Here is an 18,374-nt window from a genome sequence, read left to right as displayed (position 1 = left end):
CGGCGTTGTGGGTCATGACCAACGAGGGACGTTCGGCCTTGGCGTGTAAGTACAGAAATTCATCAATCCCAATGCCGCGAGCAAGGACATCAAAGAGCCAATACGCCCCAATTCTGGAAAAGCACCTAAGGTTACCGCCGGGGGCATGCCGTTGCGTTTATGATAGTAGGGCTGACCAAGCGGGAAAGTCCGGTGCGAATCCGGCGCTGTGCCGCAGCAGTGATGGGTAACCCCTCAGCCTGAATGCCGTTTGGTCGGTTTGTCCTTCCGTTGACCTGCGTTGCACGGGTTCAGGAGTGTTCTATGGTTGCTTTGGTTGCGCCGGGGGAACTGGAGGTGTTGCCCTTGCCCCAACCCCGCCCCCTGTTGTTGATTGGTCATGGCACCCGCGATGCCCAAGGGCGGGCCGATTTTCTGGAATTTGCGCGTCAGTATGGGGCCCTAGACCCCAGTCGCCCGGTGATTCCCTGTTTTTTGGAGTTGACCGAGCCGTTGATTGCCGAAGGCATTGCCCGTTGTGTCACAGCGGGCTGGCAGGAACTGTCGGTTGTGCCCCTGCTGTTGTTGGCGGCGCGGCATGTGAAGTTGGACATTACCCGCGAGTTGGACCGGGCACGCCAGCGTTATCCGGGACTCACCATTCACTACGGGCGGCATTTGGGACTGGCGCCGGAGATTCTCCACCTGTGGCAAGAACGACTGGCCCAGGCGGAGCATCCCACCATTCCCCGCAGCGAGACGGTGGTGCTGGTGGTGGGACGGGGCTCGAGCGACCCGGATGCCAATAGCGATGCGCTGAAATTGGCGCGGCTGTTGTGGGAAGGCAGCGGCTATCTGACGGTGGAAACCTGTTTTGTGGGCATTACCCATCCCCGCCTGGAAGAGGGCTGGCGGCGCGTCTGGCTGTACCAACCCAAACGGGTGATTGTCCTGCCCCATTTCCTATTTACGGGAGTGTTGGTGCAAAAAATTCAGGCGATGGCCCAACGCATGCAGGCGGAACACCCCGACGTGCCCATTACCTGCCTGCCGGAACTGGGCATCACCCCAGCACTTTTTACCCTCGTGCGCCAGCGCGAACAGGAAACCTACGGCGCGACCACACCCATGAACTGCGATATGTGCAAGTTCCGCCAGCAGGTGCTCTACGGGAATTCCCATCACCATTCCCACGACCACGACCACCACGATCACCATCACCACGCCACCTACACGGACCCCTACCGCGACCTGAACCAGTACCACCAGCGGATTTGGCGATGAAATACGATGTGATTGTGGTGGGGGCGGGGCCAGCAGGGGGCAGTGCCGCCTACCATTTGGCCAAGCGGGGGCGGTCGGTGCTGGTGCTGGAACAGGCCACCCTACCCCGGTACAAGCCCTGTGGGGGGGGCGTGTCGCCCCAGGTGCAGGCCTGGTTTGACTTCGACTTTCGCCCGGCCATCTCCTGTGTCAGTCAAGCAATTCACTACACCTGGAAGCTGGGGGACCCGGTGGCGGTGGCGCTGACGGGCTTGGAACCGATATGGCTGGTGCGCCGGGAGGTATTTGACCATTTTCTGGTGCAACAGGCGCAAAGACAGGGGGCTGTGGTGCGCGATGGCACAACCGTCACGGGGATTGCCTGGCAGGGGGACACTTGGCAGGTGCATACAACCGGGGAGCCGTACCAGGGGCGGTATCTGGTGGCTGCCGATGGGGCAAAGGGCAAATTGCCGGGGTGGTTGGGATTTGGCGCGCGCCAGCGTCGGTTGGCCGGGGCGTTGGAGGCAGAAGCTCCCCTGACAGCACCCCCCCCGGCGCACATTTATTTTGAATTCGGCCTGGTCAAAAACGGCTACCTCTGGAACTTTCCCAAACGCGACGGCTTTTCCTTGGGGGTTGGCACATTTGGCGGCGGCGGCCCAACCCAGGACGTTCGCCAAATGTTGCGAACCTACGCCGCCCACTTTGGCGTGAACTTGGACCACACCCGCCAGTACGGTCACCCCTTGTGTCTTTGGGATGCGCCCCAACCCCTGCATACCCACCATGCCCTGCTGGTCGGGGAAGCCGCCTGTGTGGTAGACCCCTTTACCGCCGAGGGCATTCGGCCTTCCCTGTGGACCGGTTGGCAGGCCGCCTTAGCCTTGGACCGGGCTTTGGCAGGGGAACCGGATGCCCTAGCAGATTACACAAAGGCAGTACAGGAGACCTGGGGCAAAGACATGGCGTGGGCAAAACGGTTGGCCCAGGTGTTTTATCGGTGGCCACGGCTGGCCTACCGCCTGGGGGTCAAACGCCCCGCCGCAACCCGCAAATTCGCCGAACTCTTCACCGGTAAAACCCACTACGAAGCAGTTGCCCGGTTGGCCTTACAGCGGTTAACACCACTTGGCCACCCCTGAATCCTACTACTTCCGCTGTTGGAACCGCGCCCGCAGCAGAATGGCCACCGAGTTCATCGCCACCAACAGCAACAACAGCACAATAATGGCCGCCGCCGATACCGCATGAAACTCCGCCTGTGGACGACTGGCCCAGTTAAAAATCTGGATGGGCAAGGCCGTAAACGGCGTCTGTAGCGCCTGAATAAAGGAACCCAACCCTAAAGACACCTTCTCCATGACCACCACCCCCTGTTCATTCACCGCCGTCGTCACCGGCCAAGGGGGTAAAAAGGCAATAAACGTCAACGCCCCTATGGTAATCAACGGCGCCGTCTCCCCAATCGCCCGGGACAACGCCAAAATCGTCCCCGTCAATATCCCCGGAAACGCCATTGGTAAAACGTGATACCAAATAGACTGCCACTTCGTAGCCCCCACCGAATAGGCCGCCTCCCGAATTTCCTGCGGCACCGCCCGGATGGCTTCCCGGGAAGAAATAATCACCACAGGCAACACGAGCGTCGATAAGGTTAATGCCCCCGCCAGCAAGGTACGTCCCTTCGTCAAAGGCTCCAAAATCCGCACATAGAGTTCTAACCCCAACAACCCATAAATAATCGAAGGCACACCGGCCAAGTTGGAGATATTAATTTCCAAAGCCCGGTTATACCACTCATCCCGATCCGCATATTCCTCCATAAAAATTGCCGCCCCAATCCCCAAAGGAAAAGCGAAAAACGGGATCAATAACATCAACCAAATCGAACCCACCAACGCCGACAAAACCCCCGCATCAGCAGGATTACGCGAGGGGAAGGTGATCAGAAACCGCCAATTCAGATAGGGCAAACCCTTTTTCAACACATCGTACAGCAACAAACCCAGGAAAAAAAGACCAAAAATGGTCGCAAAGAACGACACGCCCCAGAAAATATTGGTGGTCAGTTTGCGCCGGTCATAATCAGCACGGAAATTGACCTCAGTTGGAGAAATGTCAACCGTCATAACCCCCACCTTTAATAAATCAACCGATAGCGGCGCACAAACCAGTCCGCCAGAATGTTCAAAATCAAAGTCATGACAAACAACACAAACCCGGCAAAGAAAATCGTATAAAAGGCCAAAGAATCCGTCGGTGTATCCCCCAAACTCACCTGCACAATAAACGCCGTAATCGTCATTACCGAATCCAGCGGATTGAAATTCAAAATCGGACTTTGCCCCGCCGCCAAAGACACAATCATCGTCTCGCCCACGGCCCGCGAGACCGCCAAAATAAACGCCGAAACAATCCCCGAAAGCGCCGAAGGAATCACCACACTCACCGTCGTTTCAAACTTGGTCGCCCCCACCGCATAGGCCCCCTCGCGCAACAGATTCGGCACCGCATAAATCGCATCCTCGCTCAAAGAGGCCACCAAAGGAATAATCATAATTCCCATCACAAAACCGGCGCTCAACGCATTCAAACCGGCCACCACCTCATCCCCACCTGGGATAATCTTTTGCAAAATCGGCGTAATCACCAACAGGGCAAAAAAACCATACACCACCGTCGGCACACCCGCAAGAATCTCCAGCGTCGGCTTTAAGACCGCCCGCACCTTAGGCGGCGCATACTCACTCAGAAAAACCGCGCTGAGCAACCCAATCGGCAAGGCCACAATCATCGCAATCACTGTGGTCATCAATGTCCCCACAATGATCACAATTATCCCAAATTTGGGCGGATTAAACAAAGGTGTCCACTCCGTTTCTGTGAAAAGTTGCGTCCAGGAAATCCCCTCCTTGGCTAACCTATCGAAAAAGGAAAAACTTTCGTAGATCAAAATCAGGGTAATCCCCACGGTGACAATAATCGAGAAATAAGCAAACGCCCGCGTCAGATTTTTCATAATCCGCTCTACCCACCGACTGCGCAATCGCTGGGCTTCATAAGCGGCAAAGTTCGGATCAGTACTGACTGTCATCGGCGATAAGCTCCTCAAAGAATACTAAATTGGGGGGAAAGCGAACCCTTCCCCCCAAAGGATAACCCTAGTCGATCCGCTCCAACTTCATCAGTTGGTCAATGGTCAGACCCACCTTGTTTTCCCCACCGAACACCGTCCCGGTTTTGCCCCGGCGAATGGTCTCTAGGTTGGCCGCATAGACACGACTCGGCAAGGGAATATAACCCGTAGGAGGCACCAGCTTGGATGCCTGACGCTGGTAAAATTCCACAAACTCCCGCACTTCGGGCCGCTTCAGGGATTCGGCGTTCACATAGATGAAAATGGGGCGAGACAACGGGTTGTAGGAACCATCTTCCACCGACTTCCGCGACGGCAAAACCGCTTTCCCTTGGGCATTCACAATCGGTACCGCCTTCAACCTCTTGGCATTTTCTTCGTAGTAGGCATACCCGAAAAACCCCAAGGCATTTTGATCGGTGGCAACCCCTTGCACCAGCACGTTGTCATCTTCGCTGGCGGTGTAGTCCCCCCGGCTGGACTTGGCTTTACCCACAATCGCTTCGGTGAAGTAGTCATAGGTCCCCGAATCCGTACCAGCGCCAAACAACTTCAGGGGACGATTCGGCCAACTCGGATTCACCTGATTCCACGTTTTGATTTTCCCCTGCGCCGCCGGTTCCCACATGGTCTTCAATTCAGCTACGGTCATCTGCTTGACCCAGTTGTTCCGGGGGTTGACCACCACGGTCAACGCATCAAACGCCACCGGCAGTTCAATGTAGGAAATATTCTTGCTCCGGCAGGCTTCCATCTCTTTTTTGAGAATGGGACGGGAAGCATTGGAAATGTCCGTTTCCCCGTTGCAGAACTTCTTAAAACCACCGCCGGTACCAGAGATGCCTACCGTCACTTGCACTTGGCCTTTCTTGAACTTCTGAAATTCTTCGGCCACAGCTTCCGTGATCGGAAACACGGTACTGGAACCATCCACTTTGACCACTGCCCGGCCCTGGGCAACCACCTGATTCGCACCAGCCACACCCGCTGCCAGCGTCGCTACGGCAGTCAGGGCCAAAAACTTGGTTGTCGTACGCATGGAACTCAATCCTCCCCTATCAGGAGCAACAACATGTCGCGGGCATTCATCCCTCTCCATTGTTCCAAAAAAATTGCCCCTGTCAAGCCGAAAACCCCACTGGGGACGATTTTTAACCCATTCTTAACCGTGTCTTAACGGGTGTTGCCGTTGGCGGTTTGGAGGGTGGGGGATTCGCTTTGGTGGGTGGACCAGCGGTATTCGACGTTCAGGCCGGCGCGGCGGCATTCGGCTTCGAGGTATTCTTGCTGGAGGGCGGCTTTGCGCAGGGTGGCCAGGAGGTCGTGCAGTTGTTGGCGTTGGCTGGGGTGGTAGTCTAAGGCGCTTTGGGTGTGGCGTTCCAAGATTTGCATGAGGAGTTCGTAGTGGATGGGCGCTGGCAAGATAACAGTCCCTTTCATAGTGTCCCTAGAAAACCGCGTTCTTTAGATTGTAACTCTTTTGGTCGCAGGGGGAGGCGGCGATGGGAGGCATGCCGGTTTGGTTAAAATGGGAGAGCGCTGACGGTTTTCGTGGGATTTTGCTGGGTGATGAATCGCTGGCCACCGCCGGAAACCCCTTTGTACAACCATTCTCTGGCGACTTTGGAAGACTGGTTACGCACGTTGGGGGCCTGTCAGGATGAGCAGGAATTGCACCGCTGGGTGTTGCACCGGGGGGCCTGGCGGGCCGAACTCTCTTTGGAGATTGAGGCATTGCAGGTGCGGTATGTGGGGGCCGCGGCGGGTCGGGATGTGGTGCGGGAGTTCAAGTATTCCCTAAGCCGTCAGGAGGTGGAGCGGGCGTTGTTGCGGGGGCCGTGATGGGTGGATACCTGGCTCTTTTGCATTACCCTACTGGTATGACCTAAAAAAACTGCCTGGAGGATGGGAATGGATGGGATGTCGTTGGCGGCTTTGCATACGGGGACGATTCTGCCGGAATTGCTGGTGGTGGTGACGCTGACGGTGGTGCTGTTGGCGGATTTGGTCGGGGGGCGGCAGGTCAGCCGTTGGACTCCGTATGTGGCCTTGGTGGGGTTGCTGGGGGCGGTAGTCGCGCTGGCAGGGCAGTGGTCTTTGCCGGTGACGGAGGGGTTTTTGGGCAGTTTTCAGGCGGACCGGCTGGGGATTTTGTTTCGGGGCTTGGTGGCGCTGTCGGGGGCGCTCAGTATTTTGATGGGGATTCGCTATGTGAATGAGACGGGCTGTGCCTTGGGGGAATACATGACCATCTTGCTGGTGGCCACGGTGGGGGGGATGTTCCTGGCCGGGGCAGATGAGATGGTGATGGTGTTTGTCGCCCTGGAAACCCTGGGGTTGGCGTCGTACCTGCTGGCGGGGTACATGAAGCGGGATGTGCGCTCCAATGAGGCGGCACTGAAGTATTTGCTGATTGGGGCGACAAGTTCGGCCATTTTTCTGTACGGTTTGTCGTTGCTGTATGGTCTATCGGGGGGGGAAACCCGTTTGAGCGCCATTGCCCAGCAGTTGGTGCGCCAGGAGATGGGCCGGTCGTTGGGGGTGTTGATGGCGCTGGTGTTTGTGATTGCGGGGATTGCGTTTAAGCTGTCGGCGGTGCCCTTTCACCAGTGGACGCCGGATGTGTATGAGGGGTCGCCGACGCCGGTGGTGGCGTTTTTGTCGGTGGGGTCGAAGGCGGCGGGGTTTGCCTTGGCAATTCGGCTGTTGGTGACGGTGTTTCCAGAGGCAACGGCACAGTGGCAGTTTGTGTTTCGTGCGCTGGCGATTCTCAGCATGGTGTTGGGGAATGTGGTGGCGCTGACGCAGACGAGTTTGAAACGGCTGTTGGCCTATTCTGCGATTGGGCAGGCGGGGTTTTTGATGATTGGCTTGGCAATTGGTACGCCGGAAGGGTACGCCAGTATTTTGTTCTATATGCTCATCTATCTGTTCACCAATTTGGGGGCGTTTGCCTGTGTGATTTTGTTTAGTTTGCGGGCGGGCACGGATGAGATTAATGAGTATGCGGGACTGTATCAAAAAGACCCGTTGTTAACCCTGGGGTTGAGTTTGTGTTTGCTGTCGTTGGGGGGAATTCCGCCGCTGGCAGGCTTTTTCGGCAAGTTGTATATTTTCTGGGCCGGTTGGCAGGCGGGTGCGTACACGTTGGTGTTGGTGGGGTTGGTGACCAGTGTGATTTCCATCTACTACTACATTCGGGTGGTGCGGATGATGGTGGTCAAGGAACCGCAGGAAATGTCTTTGGCGGTGCAAAATTATCCGCCGATTACCTGGAATGTGCCGGGTTTGCCGGAGTTGCGGGCAACGTTGATTACCTGTGTGGTGGTGACGGCAATAGCGGGTCTGTTGGCCAATCCCCTGCTGACCCTGGCAAATCAGGCGGTGACGGGTACGGATTTCTTGCGTCCGTCCCTGGCTGTGGCCCATTTGGGTGACCGACGTTGAGCGATGGTTGGAAATCGGTGGGTTCTGGTACTGGTGTCGCTGGTGGTGGCAGGGGGGGTTCTGCCGGTGGCGGCCCAACCCCAAGCCAAGGGCGTAAAACCGCTGGTGGTGCAGTCGGGATGCCGCCAGGGGGAATGCTGGGAAATGCAAGTGCTGGGCATCCGTCTTGCCCAAAAAACGGCGCAGGGGCAACTCTACCAAATTACGGTGGGCCGCCGTTTTTGGCCGATAGAGGGCCAACCACCTCGCCAATTTACGGAACGGAGCCAGGATTACGTGTACTGCTCGCGGACGCGCCCGGCCTATATCTTTCGCGACCCGGCAGGACCGGGGTATGTGGCCCATCTGCTCAACCCCGGTGGGGATTATTTTGGCTACAACCAAAACTCCTATCCGGTTTACTGGGGGGTCTGTCACGGCATCGCCAACCCGGATGTGGTGTTCAGCCCGGCCATGACCCAAAAGGCCAAGCAGTTGGGCTACCCGCTGAATTTACCTTCCCAACACATCACCCTACAGCGGGCGACGGACATCCTGAAGCGGTAGGCGGCGCATGGCCCAATCGAGCAACTGCACCGGATGATAGACCGGCACGGACGCTCCCTGTTCCCGTAGGTAGTGTTGGATTTGCACCGTACAGCCAATATTGGCAGAAGCAATCACCTGCGCCCCGGTGTTGAGCAAATGGCGCACCTTTTGGCGGCCCAATTCCTGGGCAATTTCCGGCTGGAGCAGGTTATACACCCCGGCACTACCACAGCAAAGCGCCGCATCCAGAGGTTCTCGCAGTTCCACGCCCGGAATTTGCCGCAACAACTGCCGGGGTTGCCAGCGAATTTGTTGGCCGTGCATCATATGGCAGGCATCCTGGTACACCACGACCAGGGGTTCGTCTGCCAAGGGATACAGGGGCACTCCCAGGTCAATTTGGGCGAGAAATTCCTGCAGGTCGTACACCCGGCGGCTAAACGCCTGCGCCAGTTCCCGATATTCCCGGTCATCGGCCAACAGATGCCCGTATTCTTTGAGGGTGTGGCCGCAGCCGGAGGCATTGATGAGAATGGCGTTCAGGTCGTAATGGCGAAAACAATCAATCATCCAGCGGGCGAGGGTTTGCGCCTGGGCGGTTTCCCCCTGGTGCTGGGGCAACGCGGCACAACAGCCCTGCTGGGGCGGGATCACCACCTCACAGCCTACCGCCTGCAACACCCGCACCGTCGCCCGATTCACCGCCGGGTTGAACAGCCGTTGCACACAGCCTAGGATCACCCCCACCCGAAACCGCCGGGTTCCCTGGGCAGGCAACACCTCCGGCCAAGGCTGGGGCAACAGTTGGGAAAACGTCAGGGGCGGCAACAGCGTCGCCATTGCCCCCAAAGGGGGAGCCATTCGGCCAAGTAAACCCGGCAGCCAGCGGGCAAGGCCCATTTGCTGATAGAGCCAGAGCCAGGGCGCCAGCCACCGCAAGCGTTCCGGGTAGGGGAACAGTTGAAAGACCATCTGCCGCAGCAGCCGTTCCGGCCAGGGGCGGGGATAGTTGCGTTGAATTTGGGCGCGGGTCGCCCGGATGAGTTCGTCATAGCGCACCCCGGAGGGACAGGCCGTGACACAGGCCAGACAGCCCAAGCACGTATCAAAATGGCTGACCGTAACCGCATTCAGGGTGCTTTCCCCCTGGTGGATGGCGTTCATCTGGTAAATGCGCCCGCGGGGGGAGTCCATCTCCGTCCCCAACACCCGGTAACTGGGGCAGGTGGTCAAACAAAAACCGCAATGCACGCAGGTATTGATTACCGCCTGCGCCGGGGGGTCATGGGTATCAAAACCGGAAGCAGCCCTCATGCTCACGCCAGGGATCATTTCTTCCCTTGTACCGTGATTTGGCAATTCTCGCCAGGATTTACCCCTTGATATAGACCACCGTTGGCCGGTACAGGAGAAACTGCTCTTGCTGGGTGTTCACCAGGCGGAAATAATCGGGGTCTTGCCAGACAATCTGGCCGGAGAGCACATCCCCGGTCGTCAGCTTGACCTCCACCGCCTTTTTCTCCTGAATGTAGAACTGCACCTGCCGCACGCTGGGCAAACCCGTATCCAGTTCCGCCATGCGATTGCTCTCGGCACTACCCCCGGTATTGTACTATGGTTGCGTTCGGGCCGTGCGCCCCCTTACTGGGATTCGACCACTACCTGGAAGCCGCGGGAACGCAGGTATTCCACCAATTGCTGCGCCCGTACTTGATTCTGGAAACGCCCCACTTGCCAAAAAATTTGCCCGCGGTAGCTGGAGCGAAAAGCCTCTGGGAGGAGTTTGAGAATTTCCTCTTGTTGGGTGGGAGTGGCCGGGCGGACCAACACCCGCACCGTTGGCTGCCGGGAACCGCTGGCTGGGGTCTGGCGCCGGACATGCTGCCAAGTGGCCAGGGTTTCCCAAGCATCGGGGTCGCCACTGCCAGGCGGATTGAGCACCATCTGCATCCGGGCATCCCGCTGCGTCTTGGCCGCTTGCCATGCCGCCGGACTCACCACCTGCGCCAGTAATCCCTGTTGCCGCAATCGTTCTGCCAGTTGCTCCGCCTCCTGGGCTGACGCAAACACCCCTGCTTGCATGACCATCTGCCCCTGATAGCGCACCGGAAAGGCTTGGGGCGCGATTTGCCGTAGAAGTCCGAGCTGAGCCGGGGACACTGCCATCACCAACACCCGGTGCGCCTGATCCGGGTTCACCATCACCCCTGGCGCTGGGGGCAACACACTCCCTTGTCCCACCGGTGCGGCCATGCCGGGTACGGGGAGCGGGCGTTGGTTGGGTGCACTGAGCCGCTGTTGTCGTTGATTCCAGTCCGCCGGTGCGGGAAGCTGGGTTCCCAACTGCGCCCAAGCTGGCGTGGCCAGTAACGCCAAAGCCATTCCTAAAACAGGCATTCTGTGTGTGTGTCGCATCATCGGATCAACTCCTCAGCAATGTGGATGGTGTGCCTTTGGGCTCAAGCGATGACTTGCCCCCAACCCAATTCCCTAACCGTCACCCTGCAGTCTATAACGCAGGGGGCAAGCGGTCGTAAGCAAACCCTAGGAGCGAAGAGAATAAAGATGAATCGGAATTCCACAGGCAGGAGACACTTTCAGCATAGTCAGCCCCTCTGGGGATGTCAACCGCTGATTTAATTTCCTTATGGGACGCTGGTTTCACCCCACCCTACTGTGGCTGGCCGGGGCGTTGCTCGGTTTGACCCCTGGCGAAGGTTGGCTGTGGCCGGTGGGATGGGTGGCGTTGGTGCCCCTGTGGTGGGCGACCTTTGGGCGCAAAGGGGCATTGCGGCATGGCCTGGTCTGGGGGGCGGCCTATCACGGCGTGGCGCTCTCTTGGCTGACCCATCTCCACCCCCTCACCTGGTTGGGTATCCCCTGGGTAGCCAGTCTGGTCATTGCCCTTGCCCTGTGGTTAAGCGTGACGCTTTGGGGGGCTGGGCTGGTGGGCGTCTGGGCGTGGGCAACCAGCCGAATCACTCAACCTGGACTGCGGTTAGGCGCTGGCGTGGCCTTCTGGGGTGTGCTGGAAACCCTGGCAAGCTGGACTCCCCTGTGGTGGACCACCCTAGCGCTTACCCAAAGCCCTGGTAATCCCACCTTTTTGCACCTGGGGCAACTTTCGGGGCCGGTGACCCCGACGCTTTGGCTGGTGTTGACCAACGGTGTCCTGGCGCTGGTGGTGACCTATCCCCGCCACCTCATACTCCCCCTCGCGCTGGGGTTATTCTGTCTGGGACAAAGTTTGGGCTGGTTTGTGCAGGTGACGGCGTGGCGGGATCAGGTTTTCGCGGCTGTACCTGTGGGCATCATTCAGCCTTCCATCCCCAACCCCCAGCGGTTTACGCCCTTTGGTCACACCCAAATGGTCGAACGTTTGCGAGCCGGCTATGCAGCCCTGGCGCGCCAAGGAGCAGCGGTCATCCTTACCCCCGAAGGCGCTCTGGGGTCGGAGTTCACACCCGGCCATGCCCTGACATCATCCATACAAAAGTGGCAAGTTCCTTTAGTTTTGGGCGCCTATGGCCGTCGGGACGGGCGACTCACCAATAGTCTGTTTGTGCTTGACCGCACCGGCAAAGTGGTCAGCCGTTACGACAAAGTAAAGATTGTGCCCCTGGGAGAATTCATCCCCTGGGAGCCGTGGTTGGGGGGGTGGGTACGGCGGATTTCCGCACTCCCGGAATCGCAGGTTGCTGGCCCGTTGTCCCAGTCGGTGCAGCTTCTAGGCCGGCCGGTGATTGCCGGAATTTGTTATGATTCGGCCTTTGCCCCGATTTTTCGCACCCAAGCCCAAGCCGGGGGGGAATGGATCATCACAGTGGCCAACAACGATCCCTACCCACCCCGGATGATGCGGCAACACCAAGCCCAGGACGTACTGCGGGCGATTGAAACCGACCGCTGGTTGGTACGCGCGACCAATACCGGTATTTCTGGGGTTATTAGTCCGCGGGGGCGTCTCCTTTGGCAGGCTGAACCCTATCGCTATCAAACCCATCTGGTACGCATTTACCGCCGCACCAACCAAACCCCTTATGTGCGTTATGGCGACTGGCTGACGCCCAGTTGTGTCGGCCTATTCCTTCTCATTCTGCTGATCCATTGGCTTGACACTCCCACCGCCTAAAGTCGGGGGATGCTGACGCAGTCCCCAAACGGACGCGCCAAGGCGTGGTCAAGACGCCCCTACCCAGTTCCCCAAGGTTCTGCTTACTTTGGGGAAGCGAGAACACCCCCAAGCTACGCACCGTCCGGGTTGTTCACCGGGGTAGGTGATTGTTTCGTCACCAATATGGCTAAGCATACATAGGTTGACACGCTATGGGTTGCTGGGCGTAGCCGTGAATCTTCAGGCGACAACCTTAACCTACCTAGCTATAGGATTGCTATGGCTTATCCCCTTTAGGGTGGTTGTTCTACCCACTCGTACAGTTCTAAATCTGTTGCGGCGCAGGAGTGACAGCCCCCACACTTTGGCTGGTGTAAGCATCGCACCCGCCCTTTGCGAATTAATAGATTCAAAACCGGACGGAGGGCATCGGCGTCCATTTGCCAGTGTTGACATAACTTGGTCAACGAAACTTGCCGGTGTGTTTGTAAATAACCTTGCAGGTCTTGCAAAAGCATCCGTTACCTCCCGGAGGGTACGCGACGTAAACGGGGGCTACTGACGGCACGCAATCCCCACAAAACCCCCAACTTGACCAGGATGAGTCCCGATAGCCACAACAGGGAACTTTCCGGGTGTTCATTCAAGGTTGCTAACTGGTAATAAAAGGTGGCAACCCAATAAGCCAGCCCGGTTGTCCAGCAGGCGACAAACACCGTCCAGCCCAGATTGGTTTCCCGATACACCGCCGCCGTCGCCGATACACAGGGGAAATACAGCAGGACAAACAGCAGAAACGCAATTGCCGCCGTGGTACTGCCAAAACGGACAGCCATCTGACCAAAGACGGTCGTCCCCACCCCTAATGCCTCTGCCACTGCCTCCTGGTTCCCACTCCTGCTGACGACCCCCATCCCCAGCGGGTCCAGCAACTGCTCCCCTAGGGCGGCAAAATTTTGGGGAATGCTCTCCACCGCCTCCCGAAGACCGCCCCACAGGTCAAATGCCGCCGGTGGTTCCCCACTATCTGCCGCTTCCGCCTGCGCCAACTGCCCGTAGAGGGAATTCATCGTCCCCACCATCACCTCCTTGGCAAATACCCCGGTGAATATCCCCACCGTTGCCGGCCAATTTTCCAGTCGCACCCCCATCGGTGCAAATACCGGCGTGATTTGCCGACCAATGGCGCTCAGCAGGGAAGCGGTACTGTCCTGTTTCCCAAAGGAACCATCCGTACCCACCGAATTTAACAAGCCCAAAATCACCACCAACACAATAATCATCCGCCCCGCCTTGGTAATAAACGCTTGCAACCGTCCCCAGGCGTGGATGGCTACCCCCTTGAGCGTCGGTAAATGGTACGGCGGCAATTCCAGAATGAAGGGAGCCGTCATTCCCCGTAGCAGGGTGCTTTTCATCACCAAACCCGTAAACACTGCCGCCCCAATGCCAATCAGGTAGAGCAGAAACACCACATTTTGGGCGTTTCTTGGGAAAAACGCCGCCCCAAACAGAGCATACACTGATAGCCGCGCCCCGCAGGACACAAACGGGTTCATTAAAACCGTCATCAACCGATCCCGCCGATTTTCCAGGGTACGGGTCGCCATGATGGCAGGGATATTGCACCCAAATCCCACCAGCATCGGCACAAAGGACTTCCCAGGCAGGCCAATCCACCGCATCAGCCGGTCCATCACAAACGCCGCCCGCGCCAAATACCCCGAATCCTCCAACACCGATAAAAACACAAACAACAAGCCAATTTGGGGAATAAAGGTCGCCGTCGTCTGAATGCCACCCCCTACCCCGTCTGCCAACAGCCCAATCAACCAACCCGGCGCGTGGAGTTGGATCAAAAGATGCGCCGTGCCCTCCACCGCCAGCGTGCCCACCCCAATATCGAAAAAGTCAATAAACACCCCTCCCACATTGATTGATATGAAAAACATTAGGTACATGACGGCGAGAAAAATGGGAATCCCCAACCACCGGTGCAACACCCAGCGGTCAATCCGATCCGAAACCGTTTGGCTGACCTGGCCAGCGAAGGTGACCGTCGCCGCCACCACCTCCCGAATCCAGGAGTAACGGACATCGGCAATCAATAAATCTATGTCTTCCCCCAGGGTTTGGAGAATCTCTTGCCGGTACTGCTGACAACGGCTTGGCAATCCCGGCGAGTCACTTTGCAACCCGTACAGCACCGCCCAAGGGGAACCCAGCCCTGCTTCATGGGCAAGTTCGGTAAACGCCTGCTCGATCACCGGGGGATAAGTAGGGCGCACCCTGGCCCCCTGTGGCTGGGTTAATGCCTGCCGGATGACTGCCTTAAGTTCTGCCACCCCCCGCCCCCGATGGGCACACAACGGCACCACCGGACAGCCCAAGCGCCGTTGTAACCCGGCACGGTCAATGCGCATTCCCCGCCCTTCCGCCTGATCCATCATGTTCAGGGCAAGCACCAGCGGCACCCCCATCTCCAAAAGCTGGGTTGTCAGGTAAAGATTGCGCTCCAGATTGCTGGCATCCAGGATATTCACCACCAGGTCAGCCTCGCCGCTGAGCAGGTAATCCCGCGCCACCTGTTCATCCAGCCCCGTGCTGCCTGCCGCCACATCCAGAGAATAAATCCCCGGCAAATCCACTACCGTCACCGTTTGCCCCTGTTCCCGGTAAATGCCCTCTTTGCGTTCCACCGTCACCCCTGGCCAATTGCCCACCCGTTGGCGTGCCCCCGTCAAAGCATTGAATAGGGTCGTTTTCCCACAGTTGGGATTTCCCAGTAAGGCAACCGTCCGCTTGCTCATTGCCCATCCCTCCCTTGGTTTCCTTCTCCCTCCACCGGCACCACCTGCAACGCCGCCGCTTCCCCTTTGCGCAAACTCAGGGCAAACCCCCGCACCTCAATCTCTGTGGGGTCCCCCAAGGGCGCATGGCGTTTCACACGCACCAGCGTCCCTGGCGTTAAACCCATCCCCAGCAATTTCCGTTTGTAGTCCCCTGCCCCCGGCACATAGCCCACCACCTGCACCCAACTGCCAATCGCCGCCTCCCCCAGGGTCATCCTAGGCATTTCCGCCTCGCAGCGCACGACACCGATCCGTTCTGCCATCCCTGCCCCCAACCCCCACCGCTGACCGTGACATTCCACCAGCACCGACCCGGAATCCAGATGGCTTAGCACCGTCAGCACCGCCCCCTGGGTAATGCCCATGCCCACCAACCGGGGATTCGCCTCGCCGCAATCCACCCGCACCACCCGCACCCGCTCCCCTGGCTGGACTTGGGATAGAAGCATTTTTTGAGAATCATCCGCACTGACAATTCCCGACCCCTCACCGCTCACGGTGGCATCATTCACATAGGTAAACCCCTGATTTTGCCTGGAATTCTGCCCCTGACCCCAGCAATGGCGCATCGGAACCTCCTTGCTTATTCCTGGCGTTTATCACCAAAATAATTATAATTATCATTCTCAATTAGACAAAAAGAAGCGGCACCCCACGCCAGCCTTAAAGAAGTCTTAATAATTGCCGAAGGGGACTCAGGCTCCAGGCAGGGCCAAAATTCAAAGAGAAATATAAAAAAATACAAACCTGCCGGCTCTGGCGTCTGTCAGGGAAATTGCTCCGTAAATATACGCTCATTGAGAAAAATGGCTTATTTTGTACGAAAAATTACTTAATTTTGAGTATTGGGGGATTTTTTGTGATTTTTATCACTGGCAAACCTTATACCCAGCAACAAGGATGGAATTAGCCAGATAAATCTTACTGTGTGGTATGGCCCACCCCAACCGTTCCCGGTCCCAGCAGACGCAGCCCCAAGCGGTGCAGACGGTGTCCCTGCAGGCGGAGAGTTTTTACCACCAGGGCTTAAAAAAGGTGGAGCAGGGGGATTTGCCCAGGGCGATTCAGTTTTTTACGCAGGCGTTGCAATGTCAACCGCAGTACAGCCTGGCCTATTATCAGCGGGGGTTGGCGCGGCTGCATACCCACGACTACCAGGGGGCGCAGGCGGATTTTGCCCAGGCGTTGGCCCTGGCGCCGGAGCATGCCCTGAGTTATTACCATCGGGGGTTAGTGCGCTATCGCTTGGGCGACCGGCAGGGGGCGATTGCCGACTACACAAGAGCAATCGCACTGCAACCGGATTTGGCCGATGCCTATTACAACCGCAGTATTGCCCGGCGTCGGGAGGGGGATTTACAGGGGGCGTTGGCCGACTATACCCAGGCGTTGAAATTAAATCCCAATTACACGCACATTCACGGCACGGCGCAGGGTTTGGCGCCCAGCGGTGCGGAACGGTTTTATCAAAAGGGGTTGGCGCAGGCGGAGTTAAAAAATTGGGCGGCGGCGATTGAGGCGTACAATCAATGTCTGCGGGTCAAGCCGGATTTTGCCCAGGCCTATTTTCAGCGGGGGTTGGCGCGGCAGGCGGTCGCGGACCTGCGGGGGGCCATTGCCGATTACACGCGGGCGCTGTTGCTTGATCCGAATTTGACCCAGGTCTATTACCATCGGGGCGAGGCGCGGGCAGCTTTAGGGGATCAGCGGGGCGCGATGGAGGATTTTAACCGGGTGCAGCCGGAACCCCGCCGTTGGTCACCCCCAGTCCGGGAATCTGCGGCAGCGGCAGAGCAACAGGTGCAGGCGGCTTTGGCCCACATCCGCGAGGGACAACATGAACAGGCCATGGCCCAGCTCACCGCGGCGTTGCGGCTTTGCCCGGAGCATGGGGAAGCCTATTTTCGGCGGGGGTGGTTGCGGTTTTATCTGGGGGATAATCGGGGGGCGTTGGAGGACTACAACCAGGCCCTGCATTACCTGCCCGGGCGGGCGGATGTTTATTACCAACGGGGTCTGACGCGCTATCGGCTGGGGGATAAGCAGGGGGCGATTGCGGACTATACGCGGGCCATTGAACTGCAACCGGATTTGGCCGATGCCTATTACAACCGCAGTATTGCTTACCGCCGCATGGGGTATTACAGCGAGGCGGTCAAAGACCACAACCAAGCCCTGCGTCTGAATCCGAATTTCGCCTACATTCACGGCACGGCGCTCAATCCCACCAGCCAGGATGCCCAGGATTTCTACGAAGTGGGCAACAGCAAGGCGCAGCGGGGGGATTTCCAGGGGGCAATTCGGGATTACAACCAATGTCTGCGGCTGGACCCCAATTTTGCCCTGGCCTATTACCGGCGGGGGTTGTTGCGCTATGAGTTGCGGGACCAGCGGGGGGCGATTGCCGATATTCGCCGGGCGTTGGAACTCGATCCCACCCTAGACATTCCCGATTTTATGTTGCCCTAGGGTTAGGCGCAAATTGCCAGTGGTCATAGGGTTCAAAGGGCTGGTGAATCCAGGGATTGTGGGGGAGCAATTCCAGGTAGTAATCGGGCGAGAATTGGGCGCGCCCTTTGACCCAAATCACGGCGGTTCTGAGTTCGATAATTTGGGGGTTCTGCCACAAATAAGCAACGACATGCCCCAGGGTTTTGCCCGAATCCACCAAATCATCCACCACCAACAGCCGGGGGCCAAGCTGGGTTTGGGTCATGGTGATATGGGGGGCAATGCGTAAACAACCCTGCTGTTTTCCCGTATAGGATTGGGCCATGAGAATTGCCAGGGGTTTTTGAAACATTCGCGAACAGATATCCCCTACCCGCAACCCACCCCGGGCAATCGCTAAAATTTGGTCAAATTCCCACCCAGAATCGTAAATTTTTTGGGCGAGTTGTTCGATTTTTTGGTGGTATTCTTCCCAAGTGAGGTAGTAATCCTGGGGCAAGCGATGTTTCCCCTACCAGCCGTTTTGGCCATTATAGCGATTCTGCACGGGTGCCGACATTCCCTTGGTCCAACGGGTGTGAATTGTTAAAGGAATCGAAAA

The 18,374-nt window shown here is 57.7% G+C and carries 18 protein-coding genes; 7 read left to right on the top strand and 11 right to left on the bottom strand.

Features of this window, described 5'->3' with window-relative positions; genetic code table 11:
• Window positions 1–303: 303 nt before the first annotated feature.
• Entirely contained in the window at window positions 304–1,263 is a 960-nt protein-coding gene (locus ACWISF_RS05020) for a sirohydrochlorin chelatase (RefSeq protein WP_448380499.1), read from the top strand.
• Entirely contained in the window at window positions 1,260–2,387 is a 1,128-nt protein-coding gene (locus tag ACWISF_RS05015; RefSeq protein WP_448380498.1) for a geranylgeranyl reductase family protein, read from the top strand. The genes ACWISF_RS05020 and ACWISF_RS05015 overlap by 4 nt, the downstream gene beginning before the upstream one ends.
• Window positions 2,388–2,393: 6 nt before the next feature.
• Here ACWISF_RS05015 and pstA read toward each other — a convergent pair whose 3' ends face one another.
• The 4 genes from pstA to ACWISF_RS04995 form a co-directional block, all read right to left on the bottom strand.
• Window positions 2,394–3,374 carry a phosphate ABC transporter permease PstA gene (gene pstA / locus ACWISF_RS05010; protein ID WP_448380497.1) on the bottom strand — a complete coding sequence of 327 codons (981 nt, stop codon included), beginning with the start codon at window positions 3,372–3,374 and terminating at the stop codon, window positions 2,394–2,396.
• Window positions 3,375–3,385: 11 nt separating this feature from the next.
• Window positions 3,386–4,339: a phosphate ABC transporter permease subunit PstC gene (gene pstC, locus ACWISF_RS05005; protein ID WP_448380496.1), complete on the bottom strand. Its 954-nt coding sequence runs from the start codon at window positions 4,337–4,339 to the stop codon at window positions 3,386–3,388.
• Between the two features lie 67 nt (window positions 4,340–4,406).
• The gene (locus tag ACWISF_RS05000) at window positions 4,407–5,420 is read right to left on the bottom strand and encodes a PstS family phosphate ABC transporter substrate-binding protein (protein ID WP_448380495.1); all 1,014 of its coding nucleotides are present in this window, start codon (window positions 5,418–5,420) and stop codon (window positions 4,407–4,409) included.
• Window positions 5,421–5,554: 134 nt separating this feature from the next.
• Complete coding sequence (locus ACWISF_RS04995) at window positions 5,555–5,821, bottom strand: DUF5340 domain-containing protein (RefSeq protein WP_448380494.1); 267 nt, start codon at window positions 5,819–5,821, stop codon at window positions 5,555–5,557.
• Window positions 5,822–5,950: 129 nt separating this feature from the next.
• On the opposite strand from ACWISF_RS04995, the gene ACWISF_RS04990 reads away from it, so the two are divergent.
• The 3 genes from ACWISF_RS04990 to ACWISF_RS04980 all read left to right on the top strand — a co-directional run bounded on the left by ACWISF_RS04990 (window position 5,951) and on the right by ACWISF_RS04980 (window position 8,374).
• Window positions 5,951–6,223 carry a DUF3143 domain-containing protein gene (locus ACWISF_RS04990; protein ID WP_448380493.1) on the top strand — a complete coding sequence of 91 codons (273 nt, stop codon included), beginning with the start codon at window positions 5,951–5,953 and terminating at the stop codon, window positions 6,221–6,223.
• Between the two features lie 69 nt (window positions 6,224–6,292).
• Window positions 6,293–7,828: an NAD(P)H-quinone oxidoreductase subunit N gene (locus ACWISF_RS04985; RefSeq protein ID WP_448380492.1), complete on the top strand. Its 1,536-nt coding sequence runs from the start codon at window positions 6,293–6,295 to the stop codon at window positions 7,826–7,828.
• A gap of 3 nt (window positions 7,829–7,831) precedes the next feature.
• Complete coding sequence (locus ACWISF_RS04980; protein WP_448380491.1) at window positions 7,832–8,374, top strand: hypothetical protein; 543 nt, start codon at window positions 7,832–7,834, stop codon at window positions 8,372–8,374.
• Here the strand turns inward: ACWISF_RS04980 and ACWISF_RS04975 are convergent.
• From ACWISF_RS04975 to ACWISF_RS04965, 3 genes are all read right to left on the bottom strand, one after another.
• Window positions 8,342–9,670: a (Fe-S)-binding protein gene (locus tag ACWISF_RS04975; RefSeq protein WP_448380490.1), complete on the bottom strand. Its 1,329-nt coding sequence runs from the start codon at window positions 9,668–9,670 to the stop codon at window positions 8,342–8,344. The two genes, ACWISF_RS04980 and ACWISF_RS04975, sit on opposite strands and share 33 nt — an antisense overlap.
• Window positions 9,671–9,728: 58 nt before the next feature.
• Window positions 9,729–9,935 (bottom strand): Hfq-related RNA-binding protein, encoded by a 207-nt coding sequence (locus tag ACWISF_RS04970; RefSeq protein WP_448380489.1) that lies wholly within the window; start codon window positions 9,933–9,935, stop codon window positions 9,729–9,731.
• A 62-nt stretch (window positions 9,936–9,997) separates the two neighbouring features.
• The gene (locus ACWISF_RS04965) at window positions 9,998–10,732 is read right to left on the bottom strand and encodes a hypothetical protein (RefSeq protein WP_448380488.1); all 735 of its coding nucleotides are present in this window, start codon (window positions 10,730–10,732) and stop codon (window positions 9,998–10,000) included.
• A gap of 271 nt (window positions 10,733–11,003) precedes the next feature.
• Here ACWISF_RS04965 and lnt point away from each other — a divergent pair, with 271 nt between their 5' ends.
• Window positions 11,004–12,488, top strand: coding sequence for an apolipoprotein N-acyltransferase (lnt, locus tag ACWISF_RS04960; protein ID WP_448380487.1), 1,485 nt, complete (start codon window positions 11,004–11,006; stop codon window positions 12,486–12,488).
• A gap of 275 nt (window positions 12,489–12,763) precedes the next feature.
• Here lnt and ACWISF_RS04955 read toward each other — a convergent pair whose 3' ends face one another.
• Genes ACWISF_RS04955 through ACWISF_RS04945 form a run of 3 tightly spaced genes read right to left on the bottom strand, consistent with a single transcriptional unit; the run spans window position 12,764 to window position 15,891 of the window.
• Entirely contained in the window at window positions 12,764–12,988 is a 225-nt protein-coding gene (locus ACWISF_RS04955; RefSeq protein ID WP_448380486.1) for a FeoC-like transcriptional regulator, read from the bottom strand.
• 3 nt (window positions 12,989–12,991) lie between these two features.
• Entirely contained in the window at window positions 12,992–15,280 is a 2,289-nt protein-coding gene (gene feoB, locus ACWISF_RS04950; RefSeq protein WP_448380485.1) for a Fe(2+) transporter permease subunit FeoB, read from the bottom strand.
• A complete protein-coding gene (locus tag ACWISF_RS04945) occupies window positions 15,277–15,891 on the bottom strand; it encodes a ferrous iron transport protein A (RefSeq protein ID WP_448380484.1) in 615 nt (204 codons plus the stop codon). The genes feoB and ACWISF_RS04945 overlap by 4 nt, the downstream gene beginning before the upstream one ends.
• A gap of 364 nt (window positions 15,892–16,255) precedes the next feature.
• Between ACWISF_RS04945 and ACWISF_RS04940 the strand changes: the two genes are divergently transcribed.
• Window positions 16,256–17,791 carry a tetratricopeptide repeat protein gene (locus tag ACWISF_RS04940; RefSeq protein ID WP_448380483.1) on the top strand — a complete coding sequence of 512 codons (1,536 nt, stop codon included), beginning with the start codon at window positions 16,256–16,258 and terminating at the stop codon, window positions 17,789–17,791.
• Here ACWISF_RS04940 and ACWISF_RS04935 read toward each other — a convergent pair.
• Window positions 17,778–18,272, bottom strand: coding sequence for a phosphoribosyltransferase (locus tag ACWISF_RS04935; RefSeq protein WP_448380482.1), 495 nt, complete (start codon window positions 18,270–18,272; stop codon window positions 17,778–17,780). The two genes, ACWISF_RS04940 and ACWISF_RS04935, sit on opposite strands and share 14 nt — an antisense overlap.
• Window positions 18,273–18,374 lie beyond the last annotated feature (102 nt).

It is taken from the genome of Gloeomargarita sp. (assembly GCF_053491055.1).
This window is presented reverse-complemented; position numbering and strand designations above follow the sequence as displayed.